General features: G+C 64.1%; 12 protein-coding genes and 2 pseudogenes. 5 read left to right on the forward strand and 9 right to left on the reverse strand.

Annotated elements, in window-relative coordinates:
* Positions 1 to 5 precede the first annotated feature (5 nt).
* The 4 genes from J2Y63_RS28240 to J2Y63_RS28255 form a co-directional block, all read right to left on the reverse strand.
* Positions 6 to 1,733 (reverse strand): ABC transporter permease, encoded by a 1,728-nt coding sequence (locus J2Y63_RS28240; RefSeq protein WP_435268832.1) that lies wholly within the window; start codon positions 1,731 to 1,733, stop codon positions 6 to 8.
* Between the two features lie 51 nt (positions 1,734 to 1,784).
* The gene (locus J2Y63_RS28245) at positions 1,785 to 2,897 is read right to left on the reverse strand and encodes an ABC transporter substrate-binding protein (protein ID WP_435268833.1); all 1,113 of its coding nucleotides are present in this window, start codon (positions 2,895 to 2,897) and stop codon (positions 1,785 to 1,787) included.
* Positions 2,898 to 2,981: 84 nt separating this feature from the next.
* On the reverse strand, positions 2,982 to 3,839 hold the full coding sequence (locus tag J2Y63_RS28250; RefSeq protein WP_435268834.1) for a MurR/RpiR family transcriptional regulator: 858 nt from the start codon (positions 3,837 to 3,839) through the stop codon (positions 2,982 to 2,984).
* A gap of 172 nt (positions 3,840 to 4,011) precedes the next feature.
* Positions 4,012 to 4,641 carry a TetR family transcriptional regulator gene (locus J2Y63_RS28255; RefSeq protein ID WP_435268835.1) on the reverse strand — a complete coding sequence of 210 codons (630 nt, stop codon included), beginning with the start codon at positions 4,639 to 4,641 and terminating at the stop codon, positions 4,012 to 4,014.
* An 84-nt stretch (positions 4,642 to 4,725) separates the two neighbouring features.
* Between J2Y63_RS28255 and J2Y63_RS28260 the strand changes: the two are divergent.
* Both J2Y63_RS28260 and J2Y63_RS28265 read left to right on the forward strand, forming a co-directional pair.
* A pseudogene (locus tag J2Y63_RS28260) lies at positions 4,726 to 4,893 on the forward strand (O-methyltransferase); the annotation flags it as partial.
* Between the two features lie 279 nt (positions 4,894 to 5,172).
* Positions 5,173 to 6,186, forward strand: a complete 1,014-nt coding sequence (locus J2Y63_RS28265) for an aldo/keto reductase (RefSeq protein WP_435268836.1) — start codon at positions 5,173 to 5,175, stop codon at positions 6,184 to 6,186.
* A gap of 28 nt (positions 6,187 to 6,214) precedes the next feature.
* On the opposite strand, the gene J2Y63_RS28270 is transcribed toward J2Y63_RS28265, so the two are convergent.
* The gene (locus tag J2Y63_RS28270) at positions 6,215 to 7,150 is read right to left on the reverse strand and encodes a LysR family transcriptional regulator (RefSeq protein ID WP_435268837.1); all 936 of its coding nucleotides are present in this window, start codon (positions 7,148 to 7,150) and stop codon (positions 6,215 to 6,217) included.
* Between the two features lie 225 nt (positions 7,151 to 7,375).
* On the opposite strand from J2Y63_RS28270, the pseudogene J2Y63_RS28275 reads away from it, so the two are divergent.
* Together J2Y63_RS28275 and J2Y63_RS28280 are read left to right on the forward strand one after the other, a co-directional pair.
* Positions 7,376 to 7,624: pseudogene (locus J2Y63_RS28275) on the forward strand (MFS transporter); the annotation flags it as partial.
* Between the two features lie 355 nt (positions 7,625 to 7,979).
* Positions 7,980 to 8,270 (forward strand): hypothetical protein, encoded by a 291-nt coding sequence (locus tag J2Y63_RS28280; RefSeq protein ID WP_435268838.1) that lies wholly within the window; start codon positions 7,980 to 7,982, stop codon positions 8,268 to 8,270.
* A 131-nt stretch (positions 8,271 to 8,401) separates the two neighbouring features.
* Here the strand turns inward: J2Y63_RS28280 and kduD are convergent, their stop codons facing one another.
* The gene (kduD, locus tag J2Y63_RS28285; RefSeq protein WP_435268839.1) at positions 8,402 to 9,157 is read right to left on the reverse strand and encodes a 2-dehydro-3-deoxy-D-gluconate 5-dehydrogenase KduD; all 756 of its coding nucleotides are present in this window, start codon (positions 9,155 to 9,157) and stop codon (positions 8,402 to 8,404) included.
* A 3-nt stretch (positions 9,158 to 9,160) separates the two neighbouring features.
* Positions 9,161 to 9,997: a 5-dehydro-4-deoxy-D-glucuronate isomerase gene (gene kduI / locus J2Y63_RS28290; protein WP_435268840.1), complete on the reverse strand. Its 837-nt coding sequence runs from the start codon at positions 9,995 to 9,997 to the stop codon at positions 9,161 to 9,163.
* A 150-nt stretch (positions 9,998 to 10,147) separates the two neighbouring features.
* On the opposite strand from kduI, the gene J2Y63_RS28295 reads away from it, so the two are divergent.
* The gene (locus J2Y63_RS28295) at positions 10,148 to 11,179 is read left to right on the forward strand and encodes an aldo/keto reductase (protein WP_435268841.1); all 1,032 of its coding nucleotides are present in this window, start codon (positions 10,148 to 10,150) and stop codon (positions 11,177 to 11,179) included.
* 47 nt (positions 11,180 to 11,226) lie between these two features.
* Here the strand turns inward: J2Y63_RS28295 and J2Y63_RS28300 are convergent, their stop codons facing one another.
* Together J2Y63_RS28300 and J2Y63_RS28305 are read right to left on the reverse strand one after the other, a co-directional pair.
* Positions 11,227 to 12,195 (reverse strand): aldo/keto reductase, encoded by a 969-nt coding sequence (locus J2Y63_RS28300; RefSeq protein WP_435268842.1) that lies wholly within the window; start codon positions 12,193 to 12,195, stop codon positions 11,227 to 11,229.
* 1 nt (position 12,196) lies between these two features.
* The gene (locus J2Y63_RS28305; protein WP_435268843.1) at positions 12,197 to 13,075 is read right to left on the reverse strand and encodes an amidohydrolase family protein; all 879 of its coding nucleotides are present in this window, start codon (positions 13,073 to 13,075) and stop codon (positions 12,197 to 12,199) included.
* Between the last annotated feature and the right edge of the window lie 61 nt (positions 13,076 to 13,136).

Here is a 13,136-nt window from a genome sequence, read left to right on the forward strand (position 1 = left end):
GGCTCTCACGCAAAGGTCTGGCGCCGGCGGCCGCGCAACAGCGTGGCGGCGCAGGTGGCCAGCATGGAGATGACGAGAATGACGAGGGTGACGGCATTGGCGAACTGGTGGAACCCGTCGGAGGCATAGCTGTAGGACAGGACGGCGAGCAGCGGCGATGTCGGCGTGTAGAGCAGCACGGTGATCGCGAGATCGCCGATGACATTGACGAAGGAGATCAGCAGGCCGGCGGCAAGTCCGCGCGCGGCGAGCGGCAGGGTGATGGCCCAGAGCCTGCGGAAGAAACCGGCCCCGGTCATACGCGCCGCCTCGTCGATATCGCCGGAAATCTGCGCCACGGTCGCCCTCCCCGTCTGCACGGCAAACGGCAGCATCGCGGCCGTCAGCGCCAGGCCAAGCAGCAGCTTGGTGCCGTAGAGGGCGGGCAGAGGACCGATCGGCGCGCCATAGAGGGCAATGTAGGCTGCCGCGAATGCGATGCCGGGCAGAAGCATTGGCAGGAAGCTCAATTGCGAGACTGCATTGCTCAGCACCGGAACCTTCTGGCGCGTCAGCGCGACGGCGATAAGCAGGCCGAGGGCATTGGCGGCGAACACCACGCCGGCCCCAAGCATCAGCGTCGTCGTCAGTGCCGAGATCAGCTGCGGATTGTGGAAGATGCCGGGCTGGCCGCGGGCGAAGGCGGGGTCCGCCGCGCCGACCCAGTAATGCAGCGTCCAGTCGGAAAACAGCGATAGGGACGAGGGCGCGAGGCTGGCTGCGAGAAGAAGCAGGATCGGCAGGAGTGTGGTTAGGATGCAGACGATCCAGGCAAGGAGCGCAAGCGGCAGCCGCATCGCGCCAAGGGCGAAGCGACGGGGCCTCGCGCCCTTGCCGCTGATGGTGGCGAAGCTGCGGCGGCTGTTGAGAATGCGGTTGCCGATGCCGAGGAAGATTGCGGAAATCGCGATCAGCAGAATAGCGAGAACATAACCGCGCTCCGTCTGGCCGATCTCGATCATGCCGAACAACCGGGTCGACAGTGTCTGCATGCGGACCGGCAGCCCGAGCAGGGCGGGAGCCGCGAAGTTCGACACGGCGCCGGCAAAAGCGAGCGACCCGCCGGCGATGACGGCCGGCGTGACGACGGGCAGCACGATGCCGAACAGGATGCGCTTGCGCGACGCACCCGTCATCTGTGCGGCCTCGACGAGATCGCCGTTGACCGTCGAAAGGGCGGCGGCAATCACCGTGAAGGCGAGCGCATAATAGTGTGCGATCAGCACGACGATGGTCGGCACCATGCCCCAGGACAACCAATCCGGCACGCTGAAGCCGAGACCTTCGAGGAGGCCTCCCGCGCCGCCGACGCGGCCGTTGCGGAAAACGCTGCCCCAGGCGAGCGCGGTCGCGAAGCTCGGGATCATGAAGGGAAGCGTCGCCATGAAGGCGATGAGCGGGCGGCCCGGAACATCGGTCATCACCACCAGCCAGGCGAGGAATCCGCCGAGCAGCACGCAGCCGCCGGCAACGGCGAGCCCGATGATCATGGTGTTGGCCGCGGGGCGCCAGAACAGGTTCTGCGACAGGCGGCTGGCGAGAACATCCGCCCAGGCGCCGCCGCCGGGCTGAAGGGTCTGGATGAGGATCGTCGCAAGGGGAGCGGCGACCAGGACAACGAGGATCAGGGCCATGGCAGCGGTCAGGCCATAGCGGGCGAGCGGCGGCCTAAGGCGGCGAAGCGGGAGTATCATGCGGAACTCCGGAGTGGACGGACGCAGTGGCGCCCGTCCTGTCCCGTCAGGTTATTGCAGCGCGAGGACGAAATCAGCGACATTCGCCCGGATCTTAGCCGTTTCGGCGGCATCGATCTGCCAGCTCTTGAAGTCGGAAAGCGGAATGGCGTCGGGATGCTGGGCAAGGTCGGTGCGGGTCGGCCAGTCGCCGGCGACGTAGAACGGCTTGAAGCCATCGCCACCGGTGTCGCTGTCGTCGCCCATCATGAAATCGATGGCGAGGCGTGCCGCGGCAGGATTGGCGGCCGTGGCGTTAAGCGCAAGGAAGGCCGGAAAAACGATGCCGTTCGACGGCACGATATCGTTGGCGACCTGCAAGGCCCAGCCCTCGTCTTCATTGTCGCGGCGATCCGAATAGCTGGTGAAGCCGATGGGCGGGTTCTTCTGGCCCTTCGCGCCGATCGCCTTGTTGACGTCGTCCGTCGAGCCGACCAGGACGAGATCGTTGGCGAAGAGATCGGTGATGAACTGCTCGCCGGCATTGTCGATACCCTCGCCAAGCGCGATCGGCTTGCCGAAGGCAGCCTCATAGGCCTTGGCCATGTCGTCCGACTTCAGGACGATCTCCGTCATGAGGTCGAGGTAGTCGCCGCGTTGCAGCGGATCGACCATGATCACGCGGCCCTTCCACTCCGGCTTGGTGAGATCCCAGAGGTTCTTGACGGGGGAGCCGTTGGGATAAGCTTCCTCGTTGTACATCAGCACCTTCGTCGAAAGACGCTGTGCGAGAAGCGGCGACTTGAACTGCTCCGGCACCAGGCTTTCCATGCGCGGCGGCACGTAGCGGGTCACGAGGTTCTGGCTTGCAAGCTCCGTCAACACGACCGGCGCGTCAGAGATGTAGATGACGTCGGCGCCCGCAACCCCGGCGGCGGCCTCGCTCTTGATGCGCGCGATCTGCTCGGTCGATGACATGTCGAAGGCCACCATGTCTATTCCGGGATACGCCGCCTCGAAGGCCTCCTCCACCCGGCCGATGCGGCTGGTGAAGGCGTAGACGGTGACCTTGGCTTCTTTTTTCGCAAGCGGCAGCAGGTCCGCGACGGACTTGCCGTCGAGGTCCTGGGCATAGGCGGACGTGGCCAGCGCCAGCGCACAGAATGGGGCGAGCATTTTCAACATGTGGGGAAACTCCTCTTGTGGATGGTGTACCCCATGTAGTGTTTTCTTGCAACAATTATATGACATGCAAGTTTACTTGCAAAATCAGTCTCCGAATTGCGTGATCAGCGCGCCCAGGCGGTCGAGTTTCGCAAGCGCGTCCGGTCCCCGCCTGTCCGCAAGGGCGAGAACGACCGCATTGCAGAGCGCCATCGGCACGGTCAGCGTCTGGAAGCTTTCCCGGCTGCCGGCGCGGGGTGCGGAGAGCAGGAGATCGGGCTTTGGCTGCAGCGAGGGACCGATGGTGCCGGACACCGTTACCGTCGAGGCCATCACGTCGCGTGCAACCTCCATGATGCGGCTGTAGTCCGGAGGCTGGCGGCGGAAGGCAAACATCAGGACGGCGTCGTCCCGGCCAAGCGTCAGCATCTGCTCGGCGAGATCCCGGCGGTTTCCCGACAGGCGCAGGGTGACGATGCCAAGCCGCCGCAGGCGCCGTTCCATGAGGAGAACCAGCGTTTCGGCATTGCCGTGCCCGTAGATCAACACCCGGGCGCGGTCGAGCATGGAAGCGGCCTCGACGATCTGCTCATCCGTGACATGATCGGAGACTGCTCCCAGCGCAGCCATCTCCTGTTCGATCAACAGCGGCAGAAAACCTTGCCGCCTGCTTTCGCTGAGCGTTGCGGAAATCCGGCTGGCCGGAGCCGAACTGCGCAGGAACTCATCCCGCAGATGCGCGCGGAACTGCGCATAGGTCGCAAAGCCGAGCTTGCGCGACAGCCGCGACGTCGTCGCCTCATGCACATTGAGCCGTGCCGCAAATTCGCTGGACGTGCCAAGCGCAATCTCCCGAGGCGCCTTCAAAAGCTCCGAGATCAACCGCTGCTCCGTGTCCGTCAGCGTATGCGCAACGTCCTGCACACGCTCAACAAGGGATTTGTGGTCCGCATCCTCATCCATATCCGGCACCTGTTGCTGTCGCTCATTCCCTAGAACTTCGAGCGTGGCAGAGCAACGGTCGTTGGCGAAGCATGTGGGGGCGGCAAAGCGATGCTCCAAGCACCGCCGAGGAGACCAAGCCCTCCACGCATTCGGGCCACCGAGCCCGTACCCAAGCCTGCATGAACAGGCTTCAAACCTTCACCAGTGTTTCGACGTAGGCGCAAAGCATGTCCGCCATCGCGCTCGCGTAAGCGTCGATTTCTTCGTCCGTCCGCGGCGTCTCCGAGAATTCCTTGCCCACGGCTGTCAATGTCGTAACGATCAGGTCGCCAGCGATATCCCTCGGTCCATCGGGCAAGCCGGGAAGCAAATCCCGAATGAAACTGTCGAAAATCCGGTCGCCCTCCGCGCGCATCTCGCGTGCCTCCGGGGCGTCACGGTAGAGCGGCGCTGCGTCGGCGAGCGCCTGGCGGACTGGCGCCTCGTCGCATTCGAAGCGGACGAAGGCACGTACCAGCCGCCGCAGCCGGTCCTTCGGCGGCGCGATGCCGGTGAGGATCTCACGCAGCATTTCGGTCGAACCGCGCCATTCGTCGCTCTGCAGCCGGAACAGGATGGAGGCCTTGTTCGGGAAATATTGATAGAGCGAACCGATACTGACCCCGGCCTTTTCCGCCACCCTCGCCGTGGTGAAACGCTGCGCGCCCTCCTCCACCAAAACCTGAACAGCCGCCGTCAGGATTGCCGAAACCAGCTCGTTCGAGCGGCTCTGTTTGGGCTCTTTTCGCGTGGAAATCCGGGGTCTTACGCGTTGCGCCATCGCGTTCTCCAGCAACGCGATTAGAAAATGCGATGAATTAATCGTATTTCTATGCCCAACGCAATGCCATGTTCCGGAGACACCATGTCCACCCCGACGACATCCCCTCTCGGGCCGCTGCTTGACCGGCTGTTCGCCGAAGCCGATGCGGCCACGAGCCCGGCGATCAAATCGTTCACGCCCGAAGAGCGTATCGCCCTCACCGCCAGCAAGACCGACTACCTCGACCTCTACGGCCGGCTGAAAGACCTTTGAAACTCCGTCGACGATGCGCATCCCGGCATCGAGAGAATGTCATTGCTAATCGTCCAAAGACTAACACATCCAATAGAGATGAAAATGAGAGTAAAGTGCCCCAAACTCTGGGCACCGCCTCTTTCCCGCCGATACGGGCAGCCTCCGGGGATCTGTGAATTCGCGTCCTATATCCTGCGAAGCCCCACCGGCTACCGGCACTCTCTGGCCTCCTTTAAATCAACATCCAACAGAGACGGCCCTGGTTCAAGCTACTGAGAGCGAAAGGTTAAGACAATGACATTGAAGGACATACTGCCGAGCAAGCTCGGCTTTGGCGCAGCACCGCTCGGCAACATGTTTCGCGACATTCCGGAAGAAGAGGCGCTGGCAACTGTCGAGGCGGCCTGGAATGACGGTATCCGCTATTTCGACAACGCACCCTTCTATGGTGCCGGCCTCGCGGAGATCCGCATGGGCGAAGCGCTCGCCACCAAGCCGCGCGACGAATTTGTGATCAGCACCAAGGTCGGACGTATCATCCTTGATGAGATTGAAGATGTCAGCGTCCGTGATCTCGGCGAAAAGGGCGACGTCTTCAAATATGGACGCCCCAACAAGATCGTCAACGACTATTCGGAAGACGCAACCCTGCGTTCGATCGAAGACAGCTTGAAGCGGCTCAAGACCGATCACATCGAGCTCGCTTTCGTCCATGACGTCGCCCAGGACTTCTATGGCGACGAGTGGCTTGTTGTCTTTGAAAGTGCACGCACGGGCGCCTTCAAGGCGCTCGACCGGCTGCGTGACGAGGGCGTGATCAAGGCCTGGGGCCTGGGCGTCAATCGTGTCGAGCCGATCGAACTGTTGCTGGCGCTGGAAGGTCCACGACCCGATGGCTTCCTGCTTGCCGGCCGCTACACGTTGCTTGACCATGACCGTGCGCTCCAGCGCGTCATGCCTGCTGTCGCCGAGCGTGGCCTCGGCATCGTCGTCGGCGGCCCCTATAGCTCCGGCGCGCTTGTGGGCGGCCCGAACTTCGAATATGCGCCGGCAACGCCTCAAATCCTTGACAAGGTGGCACGGATCAAAACCATCGCCGATCGTCATGGCGTGAGCATGAAAGCAGCCGGGTTGCAATTTGCGCTCGCCAACCCCGCAGTCGCGGCCGTCATTCCCGGCGCAAGCAAACCGGACCGCATCGCTGAGGATAGCGCCGCGCTTAAAGAGGTGATCCCGGCGGATTTCTGGCGCGAGATTCGTCACGATGGCCTCGTCAACTCGGCTGCACCACTTCCGATCCCAGCCTGAGGCGATGAGAGACCAATCCATGCCTCGCTCAGCCATCCGTGGGCGAGGCGTCCCCCATCGGATCGGTCGCCAGGAATTTCTGCATGCGCGGCACCGTGAAATCCAGGAAGGCCCGCACGCGGGCCGGCATTAGCTGGGCACCGCGATAGAGCGCATGGATGTCGTCAAAATCGGAAAGGGTACTGTCGGCGAGAATCTCGATCAGCTCGCCCCGGGCGATCGGACCGCGAAGATGATAGTCGGCGATGCGGCCGATCCCAACGCCCGCGATGGCCATCCGGCGGATGGTCTCGCCGTTATTGACCAGCAGAGAGCCGCTCAGCATGCGCTCGACTATACGGCCACCCTCGCGCATCGGCCAGACGGGGTTCGCACGGCGGAAATTGAAGCCGAGGCAATTGTGCTGGAGCAGATCTTCGGACGTCTGGGGCACGCCCCATTTGGCTAGATATCCGGGCGAAGCGACGATCCGGCGCCGGGTCGTGCCGATCTTCCGTGCGATAAGATTGGAATCCGGGAGCTTGCCCACCCGGATCGCCACATCGGTTCGTTCGAGATAGAGATCAACCGTTTCGTCGGACAGTGAAAGATCGATGACGATGCCGGGATAGGCTTCCCAGAAAGCGGGAAGGATCGGCTCGAGCGCCGCAACGCCGAAGGTGACCGAACAGCTGACACGGATCACGCCCTCAGGCTCGGCACCGCCCTGCGCGATCTGCTGTTCGGTCTCGTCGAGATCGGCGAGAAGCCGCTGGCTTCGCTCGTAATAGAACTCGCCCTCCTTGGTCAGCGCCAGCCGACGCGTCGAGCGCTCGACCAAACGGATGCCGAGCCGACTTTCGAGCCGGGCAACGAGTTTCGACACGGTAGAGGGTGTCATGAGGAGCGATCGCGCCGCTTCGGAAAAGCTTCCCGCCTCTACGACCTGAACGAACACCATCATCTCGCCCGCGCGATTGTCCATGACCCATCCCCGATACCAAGTCACAAGCGGGGCCAAGCATAGTCCCGAGCGCGCATGCTGTCAGGCCTAGTAGGCCCAATCTGTGAATTTTCTTCCCAAATCGTGAGAACGCGATCCGGCTACTGCGCCCCGGCGCGACGTGAGATTCATGTCGTCAAGCAACATACAGGATTTGGATTTTCAAAAACGACTGCACCCAAGTCCCTATTCGAAAGGATCGTCGAAATGTCCATCACGTCTGAAACACACCTCTTCTTGCCCGGTCGCACCATCTCAAAGGTCGCCCGGCCGGCAACTGGTCGTGCCCAAAAGCTGACGCTGTTTGCCCTCGCGCTCGGCAGTTTTTCGATCGGAACCTCGGAGTTTGCCAGCATGGGTATCATCCAGTCGTTCTCGGATAGCCTGGGCATCAGCGTTCCCGTAGCGGCCAACGCGATCACTGCCTATGCCTTCGGCGTCATCATCGGCGCACCATGGCGCTCGGAGGGTTCGAGGCGGCGCTGAGACACGGGGTCTTACCTTCGGCGATGCTTCCATCATCGAGACACCGGTTGCGCAGACCATCCCGCCGGGGCGGCTGTGACGCGATCTCAAGATCAAGGACTGGCCGTCGCTAGCACAGGTTGCCTCGGGAGAGGCTGACGCCGCCTATGTCAAGGGCGCCGCGACGCGGGAGGCAGCGCATCGGCTCGGCCTTGCGACCCTCGCCGATATCGATGCACTGCCGATCCGCGATCGCGTCAAGAACGGAACGCCACGCCCCATCACCGTCCATGCGGATCTTCTGGAAAAGCGTCCGGAGCTGGTCATCGCCTTCGTTTCGGCAACGTTGCGCGCGGGCGAATGGGTCGGCGAAAACCGCGACCGCGGCATCTCGATCGTTTGCAAGGAAACCGGCGCGGCGCGAGACTTCGCGGAGGCCACCTACGGCTCCAATCTCAAGGCCGCGATGACGCCGAGCCTTGATCGCGAACGCCTTGGTCTTCTCGACATTCAGATCGACCGCCTCGCCAGGCACGGCTTCATAGACTCCAAAGTTAATATCGACGATTGGATCGCGCCCGAAATCCTCAAGGCCGGGGCTGCAGCGTCGAAGGAAGATGTTTCTCTACTTCAATAATGCGGGTCGCGGACCGCTCGTGCCAAGCGTTTCACACGCACAGAACGATCGGCCGTAAGTGTATAGGTCGGCCAAACGTCGTAAAGCTGAGCATATGACAGTGTGGCGCGAGGACGCGGCCCAGGGGTGCTTCAGCGCGCGAGCCAACCACCGTCGACAGGCAGGATGGCGCCGTGGACGTAATCGGACGCGGCGGAGGACAGGAACACGGCCGCGCCGCCGATATCCGTGGGCTGTCCCCAGCGGCCTGCAGGAATGCGGTCCAGGATCGCCTTGCTGCGGTCGGCGTCGTCGCGCAGCGCTGCCGTGTTGTTGGTGGCGAAATAGCCGGGTGCGATCGCATTGACGTTGACGTTGCCCGCCGCCCATTCGCAGGCGAGCAGTCGCGTGAGGCCGGCGACGCCGCTCTTTGACGCGGTATAGGCGGGAATGCGGATGCCGCCCTGGAAGGAGAGCATCGAGGCGATGTTGACGACCTTGCCGCGGCCACGCGCCAGCATGTGGCGCCCGGCGGCCTGCGTGAGGAAGAACAAGGTCTTCAGGTTGACGTCGATCACCGCGTCCCAGTCCTCTTCGGTGAAATCGACCGAGTCAGCACGGCGCACGATTCCCGCATTGTTGACGAGGATGTCGATGGCGCCGAAGGTATGGATTGCCTCGTCGACGATGCCCGCGACGGGGGTGGTGGAGGAGAGGTCCGCCGAAATGGCGTGAAAGGCCGCGCCGGCATCCCGCACCATCGCGCCCGTCTGCTCCATCGACGAACGGCCGACGGCGACGATGGAGGCGCCGGCTCGCGCAAGGGCGGCGGCGATGCCCTGGCCGATGCCGGTATTGGCGCCGGTGACGACCGCGACGCGGCCGGTGAGATCGAAAAGGTTCGTCATCGCCTATCTCAGCTCGCCGATCGCCAGATGATCCATGTCAGTGAAATCCCGGTTGTCACCAGCCATCGCCCAGATGAAGCCGTAGCGGCTCGTTCCCGCGCCCGAATGGATCGACCAGGGTGGCGAGATCACCGCCTGGTCGCTCGCGACGACGAGGTGGCGGGTCTGGTGGGGCTCGCCCATGAAGTGAAAGACCCGGTGCTCCGGGGCGATGTCGAAATAGAGATAGGCTTCCATGCGCCGCTCGTGGGTGTGGCAGGGCATGGTGTTCCAGATGCTCCCGGCCTCCAGAAGCGTGAAGCCCATGCTGATCTGGCACGAATCGCAGACTTCGGGATGGATGAACTGGTGGAGGCCGCGCCGGTTCGCCGTCGCCGTCTCGCCGAGCTCATGGTGGCGCGCCTGCGCTTTCGTGATGATCCGGGTGGGATGGATCGCATGGGCGGGCGCGGAAATCAGGTAGAACTTCGCCGGATCGCCCGGCGTTTCGCTCTCGAAGCGGACATCCACGGCGCCCTTGCCGACATAGAGGCAATCGAGCCGGGCGAGGTCATAGACCGTGCCGTCCACGCGCACGCGCCCGGCGCCGCCGATGTTCAGCACGCCCAGTTCCCGCTCGGCCAAAAAGGTCTTCTGCCCGATCGCCTTCGGCGCGCCGAGCACCAGCTCACCCTCCAGCGGCGTCGCGCCGCCCAGCACGAAGCGGTCGTAATGGCTGTATGTCAGCGCGATCCGCCCCGGCGCGAAAACGGTCTCGACGAGGAAATGCGCCCGCAGCGCCTCCGTATCGAACGTGCGGACCGCATCCGGATGTGCGGCATGCCTGACCTCGATGTCCATTTTCAACCTTCCGGCAGCGTTTGCGCCGCCCTTGTCATTCCGTTGCCATCTTACATTGTTGTACGACAAGTAGTGTGTCAATATGCTTGAGGAAGCGACGCGCTTCGTCGCCGGAAAATCATCGGAATGGGAGGAATTAGGATGCCTGAAATGCTGTCGCGGTCCGTCAACGGGAGCCTGGACGTGACGACGATGGGGCTTGGCGGCACCGGGCTTGGCAACATGTACCGCGCGACCGAGCCGCAGGACGCCTTCGCCACGGTCCAGGCCGCCTACGAGGCAGGCATCCGCTATTTCGACACGGCACCGGTCTACGGCTTCGGGCTGGCCGAAAGCCGGCTGGGCGAGGCGATCCGTTCGCTGCCGCGCAAGGACATCGTCATCTCCTCCAAGGTGGGCTACGATCTCGTGCCGATCCCCGACAGCGAGATGACGCCGCAACTCTGGGACAAGGCGCCGCCCTTCCGCGCCGAATTCGACTATTCGCGCAACGGCGTGCTGCGCTCCATCGAGGGTACTTTGAAGCGGCTCGGCACCGACCATGTCGACATGCTGGCGATCCATGATCCGGACGAGGCGCTGCATTTCGCGCCGGGCGAGGACCCCTATGCCCGCAGCCGTTTTCGTGAGGCCATGGAGGGCGCCTATCCGGTGCTGGAGGACCTGCGCGCGCAGGGCGTCGTCAAGGCGATCGGCGTCGGCATCAACCAGTGGCAGATGCTGCGCGATTTCGTCGTGGCCGGCCGGTTCGACTATTTCCTGCTTGCCGGGCGCTATACGCTGCTCGAACAGGAGCCGCTCGCCGACCTCATGCCCGCCTGTGCGGCGCGGGGCACGAAGATCGTGATCGGCGGCCCGTACAATTCCGGCATCCTCGCCACCGGAGCAAAACAGGGCGCGACCTTCAACACCCGCGCGGCACCCCCGGCGGTGCTGGAGCGGGTTGCCCGCATCGAGGCCGTGTGCGCGCGCCACGGCGTGCCGCTGCCGGCCGCCGCGCTGCAATTCCCGCTCGGTCATCCGCTCGTCATCAGCGTCATTCCGGGCGCACGCTCGGTCGCGGAGCTGGAGCAGAACCTCGCCTACATCCGCCAGCCTATTCCGGCGGACCTTTGGAGCGAGTTGAAGACCGAAGGCCTCGTTGCCGCCGAGGCGCCCCTGCCGGACGGCAAGGCGGCCTGAACGAAGGACTGCCCGGACGAACATCCGGGCGGTCTTCGATCCGGGTTTCAGAGCGCGGCGTCGATGGCCTGCCACATGGCTTCGGGGATCGGCAGGCGTGACCATTCGAGGTTCTGCGCGACGCGCTCCGGCCGGCTCATGCCGAGCACGGCCGCCCGCACGAGCGGTGAGCGCAACGGGAACTGGACGGCGGCGGCCTGAAGCGGCACATCGTATTGCGCGCAGATGCCGGCGATCGCCTCCGCGCGGCGGGTGACATCGGACGGCGGCGCGCCATAATCATAGGTCGCCCCTTCCGCGCCCGGTCCCTTGGCGAGGATGCCGGAATTGAACACCCCGGCCGCCACGATGCCGGTTCCCGCCTTTTTCGCCGCCGGAAACAGGTCCTTTTCGGCGCTGCGGTCGATCAGGGAATAGCGCCCCGCGATCATCACAACGTCGAAACGGCCCGCCTCGACGAAACGGGTCGCGATGTCGCTCTCGTTGACGCCGACGCCGATGGCCTTCACCTCGCCCGAGCGGCGAAGCTCGTCGAGCGCGCGGTAGCAGCCCGCCATCGCCTCGTCGAAATGACGCTCGAAACCGTCCGGCCCGTGGGTGTAGCGATCGACGTCGTGGATATAGACCACGTCGAAATCCGGAAAGCCGAGGCGGCTGGCGGACTGTTCCAGCGCCCGCATCGTGCCGTCGTAGCTGTAGTCGAAAACGGGTTTCAGGCGTAGCGGCGACGCCCAGAGCCCGTAGTCCACCGGGCTGCCGCGCGGCGGCACGAGATAACGCCCGACCTTGGTCGAGACCGTGATGCCGTCGCGCGGCACCGTGCGCAGGAACTGCCCCAGCCGAAGCTCACTGAGCCCGTGCCCGTAGAGGGGGGCGGTGTCGAAATAGCGGATGCCGGCGTCGTAGGCGGTCGCAAGCGTATCGCGCGCGACAGCCTCCGGCACGTCGCGGTAGAGCGTGCCGATGCCGCTGGCGCCGAAGCCTACGCGCGAGGCGAAAGTGAAGGCCTCGCCCATCTCAGGCGCTCTTTTCGCCGGCGAAGCCCGGCAAGCGGTACGCCTCGATGGTGTTGAGGCCGAAAATGCGGTCGAGATCGGCTTGCGGCAGGTCCTTCAGGCATTCGCGCAGCGCATCCACCACCCGGTCGTAGCTCGCAGCCACGAGGCAGACTGGCCAGTCCGTGCCGAACATACAGCGATCGGCGCCGAAGACGTCGAGGACTTCATGCACATAGGGTTTCAGGTCTTCGGGCGTCCACGTCTGCCAGTTCGCCTCCGTCACCATGCCGGAGAGCTTGCACCAGACATGGCCGCGCTCGCCGCGGAACTGGCGGATCAGCACCGCCCATTCGTCGAAGCCGCGATTGCGGATTTCCGGCTTGGAAATGTGGTCGAGCACGAAGCGCATGCCGGGGAAGGCCTTGGCGGTCGCGATGCAGGCGGGAAGCTGCGGCAGGTTCGGCACGAGATCGTAGACGAGGCCGGCGGCTTCCACGGCCTTGAGGCCGCGCACCGCGTCAGCGCGCAGCAGCCAGTTCGGGTCGCTCTCGGTCTGGATCAGGTGGCGCACGCCGACGAGCCATTTGCCCTCGGGGCTTTGCCGGAGTTCGGCGATGGTGGCGGCGACATCCGGGTCGGTGAGATCGACCCAGCCGACGACGCCGGCGACGAAATCGGTTTCCTCGGCGGTGCGGATGAAATCCCAGGTCTCGCCAAGGTCGTTCCAGGTCTGGACGAGCACGGTGCCCGACACGCCGTTCGACGCGAGCGACGGGCGCAGGTCCTGCGGCGCGAAGACGCGGTTGATCGGTTCGAAGGGGCCGCTCAGCCAGGCATAGTCGCCGCCGCTTGCGGGGTCCCAGAAATGATGGTGGGAATCGATGATGGGTGTGGGCATGGTCCGTTCCGTTGGCAATGGACGACGCGCCGTCTCCGGCACGCCGTCTCGGATGGTCTGT

Origin of the sequence: Shinella sp. BE166 (assembly GCF_051201095.1) — a bacterium.
GTDB classification, from domain to species: Bacteria; Pseudomonadota; Alphaproteobacteria; order Rhizobiales; family Rhizobiaceae; genus Shinella; species Shinella lacus.